This is a genomic window from Micromonospora sp. CNZ303, from assembly GCF_004345505.1.
Map to the genome: position 1 here is coordinate 314,208 of NZ_SLVT01000003.1, position 18,146 is coordinate 332,353.

An 18,146-nucleotide genomic window follows, 5' to 3' on the forward strand; every position below is an offset into this window, starting at 1 on the left:
ATCCGGGCGTACGGCGTGCCGGACGGACGGACGGGCGTCGTCGTCGGCGTGGCGACCCGGCCAGGCAGGCGACCCGCCGGCGGGGAGCGGCCGGCCGCGGTGGCTCGGAGAGCCCGGGTGCGGGGCGCCGGGCGCCGTCGTGCCGATACCGTTGCCGGGTGCCCCTGGTCGCCGCTGCCGTCTGCCCCCACCCGCCGCTGATCGTCCCCGAGCTGGCCGGTGCCGCCGCGCCCGAGCTGGACGAGCTCCGCGCCGCCTGCGACGCCGCCGTCGCCGGGCTGCTCGCCGCCGAGCCCGAGGTGATCGTCCTGGTCGGCGGCGGGCCGGAGACCACCCGCTTCGACGCGGCCGACCACGGCTCGCTGCGCCGGTACGGCCTCGACCGGGCCGTGCGGCTGTGGAAGGTGAACTGCGCCGGCGGCGAGCGGCTGCCGCTGAGCCTGACCATCGGCGCGTGGCTGGTCGGCCGCTCCCGCACCGAGCTGCCCCGGCTGGCCCGCTCCGTCGCGTCCGACGCCTCCCCGGCGGAGTGCGCCGAGCTGGGGGCGGCGCTCGGCGCGGCGACGGAGCCGCGTACCGCCCTGCTGGTGACGGGGGACGGGTCGGCCTGCCGCGGCCCGAAGTCGCCCGGCTACGACGACCCGCGCGCCGAGGCGTACGACGACGGGGTCGCCCGCGCCCTGGCCGACGCGGACGCCGAGGCCCTGCTCGACCTGGACCCGGTCCTGTCGGCGGAGCTGAAGGCCGCCGGCCGGGCGCCCTGGCAGGTGCTGGCCGGCGCGGTCCGGGCGACGGGCGGCGACTGGCGCGGCGAGCTGCGCCACCACTCGGCGCCGTACGGCGTCGCCTACCTCGTGTCGTCCTGGAGGCCGGCGTGACCACCCGCCCACCGGCCGGGACGGTCGTGGCCGTGGTCGGGCCGACGGCGGCCGGCAAGTCGGCGCTGAGCATCGCCCTCGCGCACGCCCTCGACGGCGAGGTGGTCAACGCCGACTCGATGCAGCTCTACCGGGGCATGGACGTCGGCACCGCCAAGCTCACCCCGGCCGAGCGCGAGGGGGTGCCGCACCACCTGCTGGATATCTGGGACGTCACCGAGCCGGCGAGCGTCGCCGAGTACCAGCGGCTGGCCCGCGCCGCTGTCGACGACGTCCTGGCCCGGGGCCGGGTGCCGCTGCTGGTCGGCGGCTCCGGCCTCTACGTGCGGGCGGTGCTGGAGCGCTTCGAGTTCCCCGGCACCGACCCGGCGGTGCGCGAGCGGCTGGAACGGGAGCTGACCGAGGCCGGCCCAGCGCCCCTGTACGCCCGGCTGCGCGAGGCCGATCCGGCCGCCGCGGCGGGGATCCTGCCCGGCAACGGCCGGCGGATCGTGCGCGCCCTGGAGGTCATCGAGCTGACCGGGGCGCCGTTCACCGCCGCGCTGCCCGAACCGACCCCGTACTACCCCTCGGTGCAGCTCGGCGTGGATCTGGACACCGCGCTGCTGGACGAGCGGATCGCCCTGCGGGTGGACCGGATGTGGGCCGACGGGCTGGTCGCCGAGACCCGGGACCTGGTGGGGCGCGGCCTGCCCGAGGGACGTACGGCCAGCCGCGCGCTCGGCTACCAGCAGGTGCTGCGCTTCCTCGCCGGGGAGCTGACCGAGGCCGAGGCGCACGACGAGACCGTCCGGGCCACCCGGCGCTTCGTCCGGCGGCAGCGGTCCTGGTTCCGCCGCGACCCGCGGATCCACTGGCTGGACTCGTCGGCGCCGGAGCTGGTCCCGGCCGCCCTGCGCCTGCTGCCCGTCACTGCGCGATGATGGGGGCGTGCAGTTCACCAAGGGCCACGGCACCGGCAACGACTTCGTCATCCTCCCCGATCCGGACAACCGGCTCGACCTGACACCGGGGCTGGTCGCGGCCCTCTGCGACCGGCGGCGCGGCCTCGGCGGCGACGGCGTGCTGCGGGTGGTCCGGGCGGCCGCGCACCCGGAGGGCGCCGGACTGGCCGGCGAGGCCGAGTGGTTCATGGACTACTGGAACGCCGACGGGTCGTTCGCGGAGATGTGCGGCAACGGTGCCCGGGTCTTCGTCCGTTACCTGGTCGCCTCCGGGCTGGCCGAGCCGGCGGAAGGGGCGCTGCCGGTGGCCACCCGGGCCGGCGTCGTGCGCGCGCTGGTCACGGCCGACGCCATCGCCGTCGAGATGCGCCGCCCCCGGCTGTACGACACCGCGACCGCCACCCTCGGCGGGCTGACCCTGCCCGGCACGGCCGTGGACGTGGGCAACCCGCACCTGGTCTGCGCGCTGCCGGCCGGGCTGGAACTGACCGCGCTCGACCTCACCCGGGCCCCCGACGTCGACCCGGCGGTCTTCCCCGCCGGGGTGAACGTGGAGTTCACAGCCCCCGGCGAGCCCGTCGACGACACGGACGGCCACGTGCTCATGCGCGTGTACGAGCGCGGCTCCGCCGAGACCCTCTCCTGCGGTACGGGCGCCTGCGCGGTGGCCGCGGTGGCCCTGCGCGACGCCGGCCGGGACACCGGCGTGCTGGCGGTGGACGTCCCCGGCGGACGCCTCTCGGTCACGGTGACGGAGGACTCCTGCTGGCTGGCCGGCCCGGCCACCCTGGTAGCCACCGGCACCCTCGACCCCACCACCCTCACCACGTCCGCCTGACCCACCCCGCCCCCGCCCCGCCCTCGGCCGGGCCCCGGGCTCCCGACCCCGTCGATCATGAAGTTATTGCCGGGGATAGCGCTCTCCTAGGGCAATAACTTCATGATCGACGCGCTTGTGGCGGGTGGAACGGGCGGGGTGGGGCGGAGGCCGGGCGGGGCGTGGGGGTCAGGGGGTGGCGCTGGCTTCGGCGGCGATCTCGGGGAGGTCGGCGGGGCCCGGGTCGGCGGCGGGGGCCGGGGTCGGGTTCTGGGCGGCGGCGCGGACCGCCGCGGCGACCGCCGGGGAGACCCGGGAGTCGAAGACGCTGGGCACGATCACCGTCGGGTTGATCTTGTCCTCGCCGACCACGTCCGCGATGGCCCGGGCCGCCGCGATCGCCATCTCCTCGGTGAACTCCTCGGCGTGCGCGTCCAGCATGCCCCGGAAGACACCCGGGAAGGCGAGCACGTTGTTGATCTGGTTCGGCTGGTCGGAGCGGCCGGTGGCGACCACGGCCGCGTGCTTGCGCGCCTCCCGCGGGTCGACCTCCGGGTCCGGGTTCGCCAGCGCGAAGACGATCGAGTCCTTGGCCATCGTGGCGATGTCGTCGCCGGTGAGCAGGTTCGGCGCGCTCACCCCGATGAAGACGTCCGCGCCGCGTACCGCCCCGGCCAGGTCGCCGGAGTAGTTCTCCTTGTTGGTGTTCTCGGCCAGCCACTGCCAGGCCGGGTTGAGCCCGCTCTGGTCGCGGTGCAGGGCGCCCTGCCGGTCGTACGCGATGATGTCGCCGACGCCCTGGCGCAGCAGCAGCTTCATGATCGCGGTGCCGGCCGCGCCCGCGCCGGAGACCACGACCCGGACGTCCGCGAGCTGCTTGCCCACGACGCGCAGCGCGTTGGTCAGCGCGGCCAGCACGCAGATCGCCGTGCCGTGCTGGTCGTCGTGGAAGACCGGAATGTCCAGCGCCTCGCGCAGCCGCGCCTCGATCTCGAAGCAGCGCGGCGCGGCGATGTCCTCCAGGTTGATCCCGCCGTACGCCGGGGCGATCGCCTTGACGATCTGCACGATCTCGTCGGTGTCCTGGGTGTCGAGCACCACCGGCCAGGCATCCACCCCGCCGAAACGCTTGAACAGCGCGGCCTTGCCCTCCATCACGGGCAGCGACGCCGCCGGCCCGAGGTTGCCCAGGCCCAGCACGGCGGAGCCGTCGCTGACCACGGCCACGGTGTTGCGCTTGATGGTCAGCCGGCGGGCGTCGGCCGGGTTCTCCGCGATCGCCATGCAGACCCGCGCCACCCCCGGGGTGTACGCCCGGGACAGCTCGTCACGGTTGCGCAGCGCCACCTTCGAGCTGACCTCGATCTTGCCGCCGAGGTGCAGGAGGAAGGTCCGGTCGGAGACCTTGCGCACGTCCACGCCGTCCAGCGCCGTCAACGCGTCGACCACCTGGTCGGCGTGGCTGGCGTCGGCGGTGTCGCAGGTCAGGTCGACGAGCACGTGGGTCGGGTCGGAGTCCACCACGTCGAGCGCGGTGACGATCGCCCCGGCCTCACCCACGGAGGTGGTCAGCCGGCCGATCGAGGACGCGTCCGCCGGTACGGCGATCCGAATCGTGATCGAGAATCCGGCACTTGGAAGTCGGGTGATGGCCACGGGGTCCCTCCGTCGACGCTGAACGGCTGCCCCGCATTTCTACTCGCCCCGGCGGGTCCCTCCGGCATCCGCCCCCACTTTTGTGGCCCGTTCGAGCGGGCATATAGCGGGTGCGTTCCGCGTTGGCACATGTCAGGATTGCTCGGTACGTGACAGAACGGACAGGAGACCGGCTTGCACAACCAGGAGACCCTTCTTCCCTACGAGGACGACGAGCTCGACGCCACCACCGGTGAGTTCGAGCTGTCGGAGCGGCAGGCGCTGCGGCGGGTCCCCGGCCTCTCCACCGAGCTCGCGGACATCACCGAGGTCGAATACCGCCAGCTGCGCCTGGAGCGCGTGGTCCTCGTCGGCGTCTGGACCGAGGGCTCGCAGAGCGACGCCGAAAATTCCCTCACCGAGCTGGCCGCGCTGGCGGAGACCGCCGGCTCGCAGGTGCTCGAGGGGCTGATCCAGCGGCGCAACCGCCCCGACCCCGCCACCTACGTCGGCCGGGGCAAGGTCGACGACCTCGGTTCGGTGGTGCTCTCCACCGGCGCCGACACGGTGATCTGCGACGGTGAGCTGTCGCCGTCGCAGCTGCGCAACCTGGAGCAGCGCACCAAGGTCAAGGTGGTCGACCGCACCGCGCTGATCCTCGACATCTTCGCCCAGCACGCCAAGAGCAAGGAGGGCAAGGCGCAGGTCGAGCTGGCCCAGCTCGAATACCTGCTGCCGCGTTTGCGCGGTTGGGGTGAGACCCTCTCGCGGCAGACCGGTGGTAGCGGTCGCGGCGGCGGCGCCGGCGGCGGCGTGGGTCTGCGCGGTCCCGGTGAGACGAAGCTGGAGACCGACCGGCGCCGGATCCGCCACCGCATCGCCCGGCTGCGCCGGGAGATCAAGGGCATGCGGACCGTACGCCAGACCAAGCGCGCCCGGCGCTCCCGCAACGCCGTGCCGGCCGTGGCCATCGCCGGCTACACCAACGCCGGCAAGTCGAGCCTGCTCAACCGGCTCACCGGGGCGGGCGTGCTGGTGGAGGACGCGCTCTTCGCCACCCTCGACCCGACCACCCGCAAGGCCACCACGGCCGACGGGCGGCTCTACACCCTTTCCGACACGGTCGGGTTCGTCCGGCACCTGCCCCACCAGATCGTCGAGGCGTTCCGCTCGACCCTGGAGGAGGTCGCCGAGGCCGACCTGGTGGTGCACGTCGTCGACGGCACCCACCCGGACCCGGAGGAGCAGGTCCGGGCGGTCCACGAGGTGCTCGCCGAGGTGGGCGCCGACCGGCTGCCCGAGCTGCTGGTGGTCAACAAGACCGACGCGGCCGACGAGGAGACGCTGCTGCGGCTCAAGCGGCTCTGGCCGGAGGCGGTCTTCGTCTCCGCGCACTCGGGTCGCGGGATCGACGGGCTGCGCGAGGCCGTCGAGGCGCGGCTGCCCCGCCCGGCCGTGGAGGTCCGCGCGGTGCTGCCGTACGACCGGGGCGACCTGGTGGCCCGCGTGCACCGTCAGGGCGAGGTGCTGAGCACCTCCCACCTGCCGGAGGGCACCCTGGTGCACGTGCGGGTCGGTGAGGCGCTCGCCGCCGAGCTGGCGCCGTTCCGGGCGGACGAGGACCAGGCGGTCGCGGGCGCCCGGTGACGCCCTCCCGGCGTCACACGTCGGAAACGCCCGGCATGCGACACTGATTCAATGCGCCGCGCTGTTTCTTCGGTCACGGTCGCCCTCGGCTTGCTGGGGGCGACCGTGGCGTGTACCGGAGTCGCCCTGGCGGCGGCGCCCGCCTCGGCCGCGTCCCCGCTCGCGGCAGCTCCCGGCAAGAAGCGGTGCACGGTCACCGACGAGCGGCTGCGGGAGCTGTCGGGCCTGGTGGCCACCAAGAGCGGCTACATCGTGATCAACGACGGCACCGACGTGGAGAGCCGCAAGCGGGTCTTCTTCCTCGACACCAAGTGCGGGATCGCGAAGGAGCCGGTCCGCTACTCGGGTCAGGGGCCGTTCGACACCGAGGATCTGGCGCTCTCCCCGGACGGCAGGACGATCTGGATCGCCGACACCGGTGACAACGTCACCAGCCGGGAGCGTCGCGAGCGGGTGGCGCTGTGGAGCATGCCGGTCAACGGGTCGAAGCGGCCGGTGCTGCACCGCCTCTCCTACCCGGAGGGCAAGCCGCACGACGCCGAGGCGCTGCTGATCGGCGACGACGGCAACCCGTTGATCATCACCAAGGTGATGTCCGGCAAGGCCCAGATCTTCACCCCCGCCGAGAAGATGAAGAGCGGGGACACTCCGGCCGTACCGATGAAGAAGGTCGGCGAGATCAGCCTGCCGGAGACGGACACGGACAACCGGCTCGGCGCCCCGGGTCGCGTCGCGATCACCGGTGCGGCCCGGTCCCCCGACGGCTCCCGGGTGGTGGTGCGCACCTACGCCGACGCCTTCGAGTACGACGTGACCGACGGCAACGTCGTGGCGGCCCTGACCGGCGGCAAGCCCCGGGTGACGGCGCTCGCTGACCCGTTCGGTGAGGCGATCACCTACAGCCCCGACGGCAAAACCTTCCTGACCGTCTCCGACGGCGGCCAGCTCGACGAGGACGCGCCGATCGACATCCTCGGCTACACGCCCTCCTCGGAGGGCGCGAAGCCGGTGGCCGGCGGTGGCGGCGCGCCGAAGAAGGCCGGCCAGTCCTGGGTCGACGGCCTGAGCCTGAGCGACATCACGTACCTGATCGCGGCCGTGGGGGTGATCGGCGCGCTGATGGTGGCGGCGGGTGTCTTCGGCATCCTCCGGTCCCGGCGAAAGCCGGCGCCGCCGCGCGACGACGACGGTGCCGACCGCGACGACGTCCTCGCCGACGACCGGCGTGGGCCGGCGGACGACGGCTTCCTTCCGCCGGGCGACCGGGGCCGGGGCGGCGTCTACGGCGGTGCGCCGGCGGCCGGGGTCTACGGCGGCCCGGCCGGTGGGCGCGGCGGTCCCGCGCCGGCCGGCGCGGGACCCGGTGGCGCCCGCCCGGCTGGCGGTGGCGTCTACGGTGGCGCCCGTCCGGCTGCTGGTGCCGGGGTCTACGGTGGCGGTCGCCCGCCCGTGGACGGGCCGCCCGGCCTGGGTGGGCCGCCGCCGGGTGGTGGCGGACGCCAGGGCGGCGGGCGTCAAGGCGGTGGTCGCCAGGGTGGCCGTCAGGGTGGCGACGGTGGTCGCCAGGGCGGTGGCGGTGGTCGCCAAGGCGGCGGTCGTCCCGGTGGCGGTGTCTACGGTGGCGGCGGGCAGCCGGGCGGCGGCGTCTACGGCGGTGGCCGGGCGGAGCCGCCGCGTCGGGGCGACGAATCGGACCCCCGTGGCCAGCGGCCGGTCCGCCGGCGCGACGACGGCCCCGACGACGGTCGCGGTTACGGTCACGTGCCCGGTGGTGGCCGGGGCTACCGGGGCGACCGCTACTGAGGCGTCGGGCCTGCCGGAGCGACCGCTACTGAGGCGCCGGGCCTGCCGGAGACGGCAACGGACGCTCAGGGCCCGCAGCTGAGCGGCACGGCGCCGGGTGACCGCCGACGCGGCCAACCGGCGCGGTGGCGGATCAGATGCGGCGCAGCACCGCGACGACCCGGCCCATGATCGTGGCGTCGTCGCCGGGGATCGGGTCGAAGGCCGGGTTCTGCGGCATGAGCCAGACGTGCCCGTCGCGGCGGCGGTAGGTCTTCACGGTCGCCTCGCCGTCGAGCATGGCGGCGACGATGTCGCCGGCCTCGGCGGTCGGCTGCTGCCGGACCACGACCCAGTCACCGTCGCAGATCGCCGCGTCCAGCATCGAGTCGCCCTTGACCTGGAGCATGAAGACCTCGCCCTCACCCACCAGCTCGCGGGGGAGGGGGAAGATGTCCTCCACGGCCTGCTCCGCCAGGATCGGGCCACCGGCCGCGATCCGACCCAGCATCGGCACGTAGGCCGGGGCGGGACGCTGTGAGCGGGCCAGTTCGTCGTCGACCTCGGCGGGCGCCCGGACGTCCACGGCGCGCGGCCGGTTGGGGTCGCGGCGCAGGAAGCCCTTCTTCTCCAGCTCCTTGAGCTGGTAGGCGACGCTGGACGGCGAGACCAGACCGACGGCCTCGCCGATCTCGCGCACGCTCGGCGGGTAGCCGTGCCGCTCGACCCAGGTGCGGATGAACTCCAGGATCCGGCGCTGCCGGGCGGTGAGGTCCACCGTCGCGGGGTCGGGGAAGGCGCTGACCACCGGGGTGACCGGACGCACGGCGGGCTGCCCGGTCCGGCTGCGCGCGGCGCCCCGGCGTCGGGTGGCCGGCGGTCCCGCCTCGGTGATCTGCTGCGGGCTCTTCGGCCGGCTGGCCCGATCCTCGGTCACGTCCGTCCTCCCTGGTCGGCGCTGGGTGCCTTGGCGGCTCGTGGTGCGTGCGGTGATGCTGATGCCTGCGGTGGTGCTGGTGCGTGCGGTGGTGCGAGGTGACCGGTGGACGGAGGATTCCGCGCCCGGTTGTTTAAGACCGTATAGGTGAGATCGGTCATTTTCAAACATCTGTACGACCTTGCTCGGCGTGTCGGGGTGAAAAACCGCTCCGGTCGTACTCGTGTTCTGATAAATGGTACGCCGGGTCGAACGGGTGTTCGACTTTCGTCCGATCGTCGGCCGTTTCGCACCGGCCGGACCGGTAACCCGCGGGGGCGTCGGACGGTTGGTCCTGCGGCGGGCGGCGGTGCCGGTCGATCCCGGAGTCGGGTGACGCGCCGGACACGCCGGCCAACTTGACCTCCGATCCGCAGCGGCCTACGGTCAACCCCTAGATGTAGTAGTCACACGGGCGTAAGTCGCCTACAGGTTGGGTTCGGCTACCCACCGCACTCCGGCACCGTCGACACGGCGAAGACCATCGACAGATGGCTCCGTCGCGCTGACGCGTGCCCGGCGAGCGGTCGGCGGACCCGCGATCGATGAAGGAGGTCGGGTGCGATGCGGTGTCCGTACTGCCGGCACGCCGACTCCCGGGTGGTCGACTCGCGGGAGGCCGACGACGGCCAGTTGATCCGCCGGCGGCGATCCTGCCCGGAGTGCGGCAAGCGGTTCACCACCGTCGAGGAGGCGGTCCTCGCGGTCGTCAAGCGCAGCGGGGTGACCGAGCCGTTCAGCCGTACGAAGATCGTCGGCGGGGTGCGCAAGGCGTGCCAGGGCCGGCCCGTGGACGACGACTCGCTCGCGCTGCTCGCGCAGAAGGTCGAGGAGACCGTCCGGGCCAAGGGGGCCGCCGAGATCCCCAGCCACGAGGTGGGGCTGGCCATCCTGGGCCCGCTACGGGACCTGGACGAGGTCGCCTACATGCGGTTCGCCAGCGTCTACCGGTCGTTCGACTCGCTCGCCGACTTCGAGCGCGAGATCGAGACGCTGCGAGCCGCCGCGCGCGCCCGGGAGGGTGCCGGGGCCGACGCGGCCGAGGCCGCCGGCCGTACCAGTTGAATTCTTCGCAGTTTGTTGACAGTCGGATCGGGCGGCGGTGGCCGTGCGGACGAGGGGGCGGATGAGATGTCGGGGGACGGTGTGACAACCAGCAGGGCACGCAACAAGGCCGGCGCGGGGCTCAAGATCGAGCGGGTCTGGACGACCGAGGGGGTGCACCCCTACGACGAGGTCGCCTGGGAGCGCCGCGACATCGTCATGACCAACTGGCGGGACGGCTCGGTCAACTTCGAGCAGCGCGGCGTCGAGTTCCCGGAGTCGTGGAGCGTCAACGCGGCGAACATCGTGACCACCAAGTACTTCCGGGGCGCCGTGGGCACCCCGGAGCGGGAGTGGTCGCTGCGGCAGCTGATCGACCGGGTGGTCACCACCTACCGCACGGCGGGTGAGGAGTACGGCTACTTCGCCGGCCCGGCCGACGCCGAGATCTTCGCTCACGAGCTGACCTGGATGCTGCTGCACCAGGTGTTCAGCTTCAACTCGCCCGTCTGGTTCAACGTCGGCACGCCCTCGCCGCAGCAGGTCAGCGCCTGCTTCATCCTGGCCGTCGACGACTCGATGGACTCCATCCTGGACTGGTACAAGGAGGAGGGGCTGATCTTCAAGGGCGGCTCCGGCTCCGGCGTGAACCTGTCCCGGATCCGCTCCTCCCGCGAGCTGCTCTCCTCCGGCGGCAACGCCTCCGGCCCGGTCAGCTTCATGCGCGGCGCGGACGCCTCCGCCGGCACCATCAAGTCCGGCGGCGCCACCCGGCGCGCGGCGAAGATGGTCATCCTCGACGTGGACCACCCGGACATCCAGGAGTTCGTGGTCACCAAGGCGCGCGAGGAGGACAAGATCCGCGCGCTGCGCGACGCCGGGTTCGACATGGACCTCGGCGGCGCCGACATCGTCAGCGTGCAGTACCAGAACGCCAACAACTCCGTCCGGGTCTCCGACGAGTTCATGACCGCCGTGGAGAACGGCGGCGGCTTCGACCTGCGCGGCCGGCTCGACGGTGCGGTCATCGAGACCATCGACGCCAAGAACCTGTTCCGCACCATCTCCCACGCCGCCTGGGAGTGCGCCGACCCCGGCCTCCAGTACGACGACACCATCAACGACTGGCACACCTGCCCGGAGACCGGGCGGATCACCGCGTCGAACCCGTGCTCGGAGTACCTGCACCTGGACAACTCCTCGTGCAACCTGGCCTCGCTCAACCTGATGAAGTTCCTCCGCGCCGACGGCGGCTTCGAGGTGGAGAAGTTCGTCCGGTCCGTCGAGTTCGTCATCACCGCGATGGACATCTCGATCTGCTTCGCCGACTTCCCGACCGAGAAGATCGGCGAGACCACCCGCGCCTACCGGCAGCTCGGCATCGGCTACGCCAACCTGGGCGCCCTGCTGATGGCCTCCGGCCTGCCCTACGACTCGGAGCAGGGCCGCTCGGTCGCCGCGGCGATCACCTCGCTGATGACCGGCACCGCGTACCGCCGCTCGGCCGAGCTGGCCGGCGTCGTCGGCGCGTACGACGGCTACGCCCGCAACGCCGAGCCGCACAAGCGGGTCATGCGCAAGCACGCCGCCGCCAACGACGAGATCAAGCCCTCGGGCACCGTGGCCACCGCGATCGTCCGCGAGGCGACGAAGCAGTGGACCCAGGGCAACAAGATCGGTGACAAGTTCGGCTGGCGCAACTCCCAGGCCAGCGTGCTCGCCCCGACCGGCACCATCGGCCTGATGATGGACTGCGACACCACCGGCGTGGAGCCGGACCTGGCGCTGGTCAAGTTCAAGAAGCTGGTCGGCGGCGGCTCGATGCAGATCGTCAACCAGACCGTGCCGCGCGCCCTGCGTAGCCTCGGCTACCCCGAGGAGCAGGTCGAGGCGATCGTGGAGCACATCGCCGACCACGGCCACGTGGTCGACGCCCCCGGCCTCAAGCCGGAGCACTACCCGGTCTTCGACTGCGCGATGGGCGAGCGTTCCATCGCCCCGATGGGCCACGTGCGGATGATGGCGGCCGTGCAGCCGTTCATCTCCGGCGCCATCTCCAAGACGGTCAACATGCCGGAGCAGGCCACCGTCGAGGACGTCGAGAAGATCTACTTCGAGGGCTGGAAGCTGGGCCTCAAGGCGCTGGCGATCTACCGCGACAACTGCAAGGTCGGCCAGCCCCTGTCGGTCGCCAAGCCGAACAAGGCCGCCGCGACCATCCAGGCCCCGGCCGCCGAGGTGGAGAAGGTCGTCGAGAAGGTCGTCGAGTACCGCCCGGTGCGCAAGCGACTGCCGAAGAAGCGTCCGTCCCAGACGGTCAGCTTCTCCGTCGGCGGCGCCGAGGGCTACCTCACCGCCTCGTCCTACCCGGACGACGGCCTCGGCGAGGTCTTCCTCAAGATGTCGAAGCAGGGCTCGACCCTGGCCGGCGTGATGGACGCCTTCTCGGTGGCCATCTCCATCGGTCTCCAGTACGGCGTCCCGCTGGAGACGTACGTCAGCAAGTTCACCAACATGCGCTTCGAGCCGGCCGGCATGACCGACGACCCGGACGTGCGGATGGCCGCCTCGGTGATGGACTACATCTTCCGTCGCCTGGCGCTGGACTTCCTGCCGTACGAGCGCCGTGCGGAACTGGGCATCTTCACCGCCAGCGAGCGGGCCGCCCAGCTCCGGGCCGAGGCGGAGGCGGAGGCGAGCGGTGCGGACCTCACCGCGATGGCCGCCTCCGCCCCGGTCGAGGCGCCGACCGAGCCGAAGACCGGCCCGGTCGCCCAGCCGGCGCAGGAGACCGCCGACGTCGCCGCCGCCAAGCCGGCGCCGTCCGTGGGCTCCAGCACCGAACTGCTGGAGGCCGTGATCGGCAAGGCCGCCGACGCGCCGCTCTGCTTCACCTGCGGTACGAAGATGCGCCCGGCCGGCAGCTGCTACGTCTGCGAGGGCTGCGGCTCCACCAGCGGCTGCAGCTAACACGAGCAACGAGCCCCGGGCGTTGGCGCGCCCGGGGCTCGTGAGCCGGGACGGAGCCCGACCTGATTGCTGCAGGACGGATCCTCGCTCGTCCCGGCTCGATCACGCAAGTTGATCGAGTACGGAGAGGAGGTGTTTCGCGTCATGGCGAAGAAGGCGTCTGGCACGTATCGCAGTGCCGTTACCGGTCGTTTTGTGACCACACAGTATGGCAAGTCGCATCCGACGACCACGGTCAAGGAGAGCGGCAAGAAGAAGTAGGCGTTGGCGGCGGCCGGGGCCTCGCTGCGACCGCCGCCAACATGGCCATACGCCAGACAAGCCCAGTGCGAGCCAACCCCTGTTGTGTCGAGTCTCGACAGGCGGGTTGGTAGGTCCGCTCCCCATGCCCACGGATCATTGTTGCGGATCCTGATGGTGCCGGTAGCGCGGATGGGCTAATCCTTCAAGTCAAGTAGGAGCCGGGATGGCAACCAGTGGTGCCAGCGAGTTCAGGCGGCAGATGCGTGCCGTGCAGAGGCAAATGGACCAGCAGGTCAAGCGAGCCCAAGCGCAGCTTGACCGAGAGGTCGACGCATACAACCGAAAGGTAGAAGCCCATAATCGGAAGGTGGTCAACCAATACAATCGGCAGGCGCAGTCCCACAACAAGAAAGTAGTTGACGGCATTAGCCGGAAACTTGCGGCTGCCGGTCGAACGGATATTCGATATACCCCCGCCGAGCAAGAGTTGGTTGAGCGCGTTCACGGTGCCATCGCCCCAGGCGCTCGTGATTACGACATCTTCCTCAGCTATGCACGGATCGACGGCAGCAGGGTCGCCAGCGAGATCTGCGGCCGACTCGAAGATCTTGGCCTCAGCGTTTGGTTCGATGAGCTGGCCATCCGTCCTGGCAAGAGTCTGGCGCTGCAAATGGACCAAGGCCTCCGCAGGGCCCGGGCCGGCGTGGTCGTACTTACTCCGGCATACCTAACTGGACGATTCTGGACCGAGCGCGAGCTCGGGGTATTGCTGCACAAAGAGACACTGATACCGGTGCTGAGCGGGGTGACGTTTGAGGACGTTAAGGAATACAGTGGGATTCTTCCGGATCTCGCTGGCTTCACGACCGCGGCAGATAGTGTAAGCGACATTGCTGATAAAATCGCTGGGGCGTTGCTCGTGGACCAGTAGACCATTGCAAGTGTGGCGAGAGCTTGCTGCTCCTCGCTTCTGATTCCCACCCGCCAGCCGGGCAACGTCGCCTACGGCTGGCCTCGAATCTGACCAAGGCTAACCAGGCCCCGCCCGGTACGACCACCGGGCGGGGCCACGCCATCTCTCCCGCCCGTGATCGAGATGTCTTGTCAGCGGTCCTCGTCGCCGTCTGTGGGACGGGGTGGGCGATTGTGTCGGGCCCACTCGTCGACCTCGTCCGCGTCCCAGACCGTCGTCCCGATCAGGCGTGCGAGGGGCTCCGGGAATCCGGGCCTACGGGTGATCTGTAGGACACGCTGACGCGAAACGCCGAATAGGGCAGCCAGCTCGCCAGGCCCGTACAAGCGCGGTCGCTTCACGACCTGAAAGTAAGTGCGTCATAGTCTTGACGATTGCCACTTACAGATTGACAACCTGGTAGGGGGTGATGTGTGGTGTAGCGGGGCCTGCCGGGTGAGGCGGGAACTCGTTGCCGGGAGGTCACAGATGCCCAAGCGCGTCTCGTACGACGGCTACTTGCTGGCCGTGGCGCTCACCCTGGCCCGTCGGCACCGCCCGGTCTGGTCCTGGCGGCTCTGGCGTCGAGTCTGCCGGTGCGGTTCGGAGCTGCCCTGCCGGGCTCAGCACCGCACCCCGATTCGTCGAGGCCACTGGCCGGGGGAGGAACAGTCATGACCACCCACGGCCCCGTCCTACCCCTCTGGACCTGCGGCGGCTGCGACGCCCCTTGGCCGTGCGGGACGCGACGCAGGGAACTGTACGCCAAGTTTGAGGACGCCCCGGTGTCGTTGTCCCTCTACATTGGGTCCTACCTGGTCTGGGCCGCCGAGGACCTGACCTGGGTGCCCGCCGGACTACGGCACCGTCGCTTCCTGGGGTGGGTGCGGTGAGCGTCATTCGGCGCGGCGACGAGCGCTTCCACTACAGCGACGGCTCCCACAAGTGGATCCCACCAGACCCGGACTACGACCAGGAAGCCTGGGACGCGATGGTGCGCCAGCACCAGCTCCAGCACCTGGAGGAAATCTCACAGCGCAGGAAGCCGCGTCAGGGGAAGACGCCGTGAGGGGTCGACCGCGATCATCAGGAGATGACGATCGCCGAGAGCTACGTCGAGTTCGCCACCCGGGAGGCGCGCGGCGTGTCGCCGGCGTACGAGCGCCTGTCCCTCGCCGTCTCCCGCGACGACGAACTGCTGGCCCTGCTCGCCGCGCTCCCGCCGGCCAGGCGGCAGCCGAACCTGCTGTTCGGCGTCGTGCGACTGCTCGGCGGGCCGGTCGACGACCCGGCGGCCTTCCGCGACTTCGCGCTGGCGAACTGGCCGGCTATCGGGGCGGAACTGCGCACCCGCGCGACCCAGACGAACGAGCCCGGGCGGTGTGCCGTACTGCTGCCCGTGCTCGCCGCGTTGCCGCAGCCGCTGGCGTTGCTGGAGGTCGGCGCGTCCGCCGGGCTCTGCCTCTACCCCGACCGGTACGCCTACCGCTACAACGACCACGCGCTCGGCACGGGCGACACGGCCTTCGGATGCGCGGCCACCGGCGTGGCCCCGCCGGACCGGCTGCCGGAGGTGGTGTGGCGGGCCGGCCTGGACCTCAATCCGCTGCGGGTGACCGAGGCCGCGGACGTCGCCTGGCTCGACGCCCTCGTCTGGCCGGAGCACACACATCGCCGCGCCCGGCTGCGGACCGCCGCGGCCGTCGCCGCGGCCGATCCGCCGCTGCTCGTGCGCGGCGACCTGGTGGACGACCTGCCCGCGTTGGCCGCGCGGGCGCCGGCGGGCGCGACGCTGGTGGTGTTCCACACCTCCGTGCTCTACCAGGTGCCGGCGCCGCGCCGGGCGGCGTTCGTCGACGCGGTACGCCGCCTGCCCGGCCACTGGATCTCCAACGAGTCCCCGGAGGTGCTGCCCCACGACGCGTTGCCGGAGCCGCCGGACGGGGCGCTGTACAACGTGCTCGCGCTGGACGGCCGCCCACTCGCCTGGACGCGTTCGCACGGGCATGCGATGACCTGGTTCGGGTGAGCCGGCAGGGTGCCGTGCCGTCGCCCGGCACGGCACCCTGCCGTCCGTCAGTGCTGCTTCTGCTGGCAGGGCACGCAGAAGCGGGCGTGCGGCAGCACCTCCAGGCGCTCCCGGGGGATCGCGGCGGAGCAGCGCTCGCAGATGCCGTAGCGGCCCTCGGCGAGGCGGCGCAGCGCCCCGCTGACCTGCTCGATGCTCCGCCGGGTGGCGGCGATCAGCGCGCTCTGGGTGTGCGCCTCGCCCGGGTCGCCGGTGTCGGCGGTGAGCTGCGTCAGCCGGACGGTCTGCGCCTCGAAGTCGTTGGTCAGCGTCGTACGCAGGTCGTCGAGCCACTTCTGCTCGCTGGACTGGGTGGGTGTGGTCATGGCGTAGCTCCTCGGGAAAAAGAAAAAGGGCCGAAGCTGGATAGCTTCGCCCTGGTGGCCGTTCGCAAGAGTTGCAATCGGTTCACGGAGGGCCACGTCCGGCGGGGCTCGGCAGTCGGGAGGCGACCGAGCCGGCGCACGACGGTGCGACCGCGGATCGCACCACCCGGGTCGCCACGTTCACCCGCAGGGCACACCGGCAGGCAGCAGCGGGCGCCGCCGTCACCACGACGGCGGTGCTGATCTGCTGACCGGTCGAACACATGCAGCCACCATAGGCCGGGCGGGGCGGAAAGCCAACGTGCTTCCGTGCGCACGGGGGACGGCCCGGTGCCCGGGGCCCTCCCGGCGCAGCGTGCGGCCCGATCGGCCGGCGTCGGGTTCCGCCCGGAGCCAGGGCTGGCATCGACCGGTCAGGCCGCCGGCATGTCCCGCATCCGCCGCAGCGGGGAGAGGACGACGAAGAGCGCGGCGCTCCACGTACCGAGGACGCAGATCCACAGCGCCGGCCGCAGCCCGAGCTGGCTGGCGAGCGCGCCGCCGGTGAGCGCGCCGAGCGGGATCACGCCGAAACAGACCCAGAGGAACGCCGCGTTCACCCGGCCCAGCAGGGCCGGCGGCGTGATCCGCTGCCGGTACGTCAGGGTGGCCACGTTGTAGAGCACCGCGTTGGCGGAGAACGCGGCCAGGCCGATGCCGTAGAGCAGCATCCCCCAGCCGGGCCGAGCCAGGGGCATGAGCAGGTAGAGCGGGCCGGGGGCGGCCATCGCCACCCAGATCACCCGGGCCGAGCCGAGCCACGCGGTCAACCGGCCGGCGAACGCGCCGACCACCAGGCCGCCCACCGCGCTGACCGAGAAGACCAGCCCGACCAGCGCCGGCGTGGCGTGCAGCTCCTCGAGCAGGAAGACCACCTCGATGGAGCCGGACGCCATGACGAAGAAGTTCGAGGCGGTGGTGCAGGCGAGGATGCTGCGCAGGATCGGCTGGCGGCGGATGAAGCCCAGCCCCTCGGTCATCTCCACCCGCAGCGGCACCCGGTCGCGCCGGGGCGCGGGCTCGCCCGGGGCCTCCCGGATCAGCAGCAGGGTCAACCCGCTCACGGCGAAGGCGAGGCCGGTGACGACGAAGGTCCTCGCGGCGCCGACGAGCCCGACGAGCACGCCGCCGATCGTCGGACCGACGAGCTCGGCGGAGTCCTGGCTGACGGTGAGCTTCGCGTTGGCGTCCACGAGCCGGTCCGGCGGCACCAGCCTCGGCAGCATGCTCTTGTGGGCCACGGTGAACAGGACGGTGAGCACGCCGGAGAGCCCGACCACCGCGTACAGGAAAGCGAGGGTGAGCAGGTCGGCCAGGGCGACCGCCGGCACCGAGAGCAGCAACGCCGCGCGGCCCAGGTCGCAGGCGACCATCAGCCGCCGCTGGTCGACCCGGTCGGCGAGGATCCCGGCGGGCAGGGAGAAGATCAGGTACGGCAGCCAGGCGAGCGCGGTCAGCAGCGCGACCTGGAAGACGCTGGCGTCGAGTGTGCCGACGGCGAGCAGCGGCACCGCCACGCTGGAGACCCGGGTGCCCAGTTCGCTGACCGTTTGCCCGGCCAGGAGCAGCCCGAAGTTGCGGGTGCGCAGCAGCGAGGGCCGGTTCGGGGCGGCACCTGCGACGGGCCTGACGGCCTGCTGCGTCACGTCGGATTCCCGGCGCGGGCCGGTGACCGCCGTGGGGAGGCCGCCGACCCCGCGGGATCCGACGCGGCGTGCGGGCGCCCGGCCCGTCCGTGGTCCATCCGGTCAGCCTGCCGGCCCCGCCCGGATCGACGCCACTGGTTATCCGATCTCACGCCGGCCGGCGCGCCGCGCTGCGTGCC

The 18,146-nt window shown here is 72.0% G+C and carries 14 protein-coding genes; 10 read left to right on the forward strand and 4 right to left on the reverse strand.

Annotated features, from left to right (window positions below):
• Positions 1-158 precede the first annotated feature (158 nt).
• From EV374_RS07545 to dapF, 3 genes are read left to right on the forward strand one after another with little or no spacing between them, the layout of a single operon-like run.
• Positions 159-878, forward strand: coding sequence for a class III extradiol ring-cleavage dioxygenase family protein (locus EV374_RS07545; RefSeq protein WP_132232952.1), 720 nt, complete (start codon positions 159-161; stop codon positions 876-878).
• Entirely contained in the window at positions 875-1,801 is a 927-nt protein-coding gene (miaA, locus tag EV374_RS07550; RefSeq protein WP_486485627.1) for a tRNA (adenosine(37)-N6)-dimethylallyltransferase MiaA, read from the forward strand. The genes EV374_RS07545 and miaA overlap by 4 nt, the downstream gene beginning before the upstream one ends.
• Positions 1,802-1,808: 7 nt before the next feature.
• Positions 1,809-2,660, forward strand: coding sequence for a diaminopimelate epimerase (gene dapF / locus EV374_RS07555; protein ID WP_132232954.1), 852 nt, complete (start codon positions 1,809-1,811; stop codon positions 2,658-2,660).
• A gap of 168 nt (positions 2,661-2,828) precedes the next feature.
• Here dapF and EV374_RS07560 read toward each other — a convergent pair whose 3' ends face one another.
• Positions 2,829-4,295: an NAD-dependent malic enzyme gene (locus EV374_RS07560; RefSeq protein WP_132232956.1), complete on the reverse strand. Its 1,467-nt coding sequence runs from the start codon at positions 4,293-4,295 to the stop codon at positions 2,829-2,831.
• 174 nt (positions 4,296-4,469) lie between these two features.
• On the opposite strand from EV374_RS07560, the gene hflX reads away from it, so the two are divergent.
• Together hflX and EV374_RS07570 are read left to right on the forward strand one after the other, a co-directional pair.
• Positions 4,470-5,921 carry a GTPase HflX gene (gene hflX / locus EV374_RS07565; RefSeq protein WP_132232958.1) on the forward strand — a complete coding sequence of 484 codons (1,452 nt, stop codon included), beginning with the start codon at positions 4,470-4,472 and terminating at the stop codon, positions 5,919-5,921.
• Between the two features lie 51 nt (positions 5,922-5,972).
• On the forward strand, positions 5,973-7,724 hold the full coding sequence (locus EV374_RS07570) for a hypothetical protein (RefSeq protein ID WP_132232960.1): 1,752 nt from the start codon (positions 5,973-5,975) through the stop codon (positions 7,722-7,724).
• Positions 7,725-7,857: 133 nt separating this feature from the next.
• On the opposite strand, the gene lexA is transcribed toward EV374_RS07570, so the two are convergent.
• Positions 7,858-8,640, reverse strand: a complete 783-nt coding sequence (gene lexA / locus EV374_RS07575; RefSeq protein WP_132232962.1) for a transcriptional repressor LexA — start codon at positions 8,638-8,640, stop codon at positions 7,858-7,860.
• Between the two features lie 603 nt (positions 8,641-9,243).
• Here lexA and nrdR point away from each other — a divergent pair.
• The 5 genes from nrdR (at position 9,244) to EV374_RS07615 (ending at position 15,917) form a co-directional block, all read left to right on the forward strand.
• A complete protein-coding gene (gene nrdR, locus EV374_RS07580; RefSeq protein ID WP_132232964.1) occupies positions 9,244-9,744 on the forward strand; it encodes a transcriptional regulator NrdR in 501 nt (166 codons plus the stop codon).
• A gap of 66 nt (positions 9,745-9,810) precedes the next feature.
• Positions 9,811-12,693, forward strand: a complete 2,883-nt coding sequence (locus tag EV374_RS07585; RefSeq protein ID WP_132232966.1) for a vitamin B12-dependent ribonucleotide reductase — start codon at positions 9,811-9,813, stop codon at positions 12,691-12,693.
• A gap of 466 nt (positions 12,694-13,159) precedes the next feature.
• Positions 13,160-13,867 carry a toll/interleukin-1 receptor domain-containing protein gene (locus EV374_RS07590; protein ID WP_132232967.1) on the forward strand — a complete coding sequence of 236 codons (708 nt, stop codon included), beginning with the start codon at positions 13,160-13,162 and terminating at the stop codon, positions 13,865-13,867.
• A gap of 910 nt (positions 13,868-14,777) precedes the next feature.
• A complete protein-coding gene (locus tag EV374_RS07610; protein ID WP_132232975.1) occupies positions 14,778-14,957 on the forward strand; it encodes a hypothetical protein in 180 nt (59 codons plus the stop codon).
• 24 nt (positions 14,958-14,981) lie between these two features.
• A complete protein-coding gene (locus EV374_RS07615) occupies positions 14,982-15,917 on the forward strand; it encodes a DUF2332 domain-containing protein (RefSeq protein ID WP_132232977.1) in 936 nt (311 codons plus the stop codon).
• Between the two features lie 47 nt (positions 15,918-15,964).
• On the opposite strand, the gene EV374_RS07620 is transcribed toward EV374_RS07615, so the two are convergent.
• Together EV374_RS07620 and EV374_RS07625 are read right to left on the reverse strand one after the other, a co-directional pair.
• The gene (locus EV374_RS07620; RefSeq protein WP_132232979.1) at positions 15,965-16,282 is read right to left on the reverse strand and encodes a TraR/DksA family transcriptional regulator; all 318 of its coding nucleotides are present in this window, start codon (positions 16,280-16,282) and stop codon (positions 15,965-15,967) included.
• Between the two features lie 413 nt (positions 16,283-16,695).
• The gene (locus EV374_RS07625) at positions 16,696-17,967 is read right to left on the reverse strand and encodes an MFS transporter (protein WP_132232981.1); all 1,272 of its coding nucleotides are present in this window, start codon (positions 17,965-17,967) and stop codon (positions 16,696-16,698) included.
• Positions 17,968-18,146: the final 179 nt, after the last annotated feature.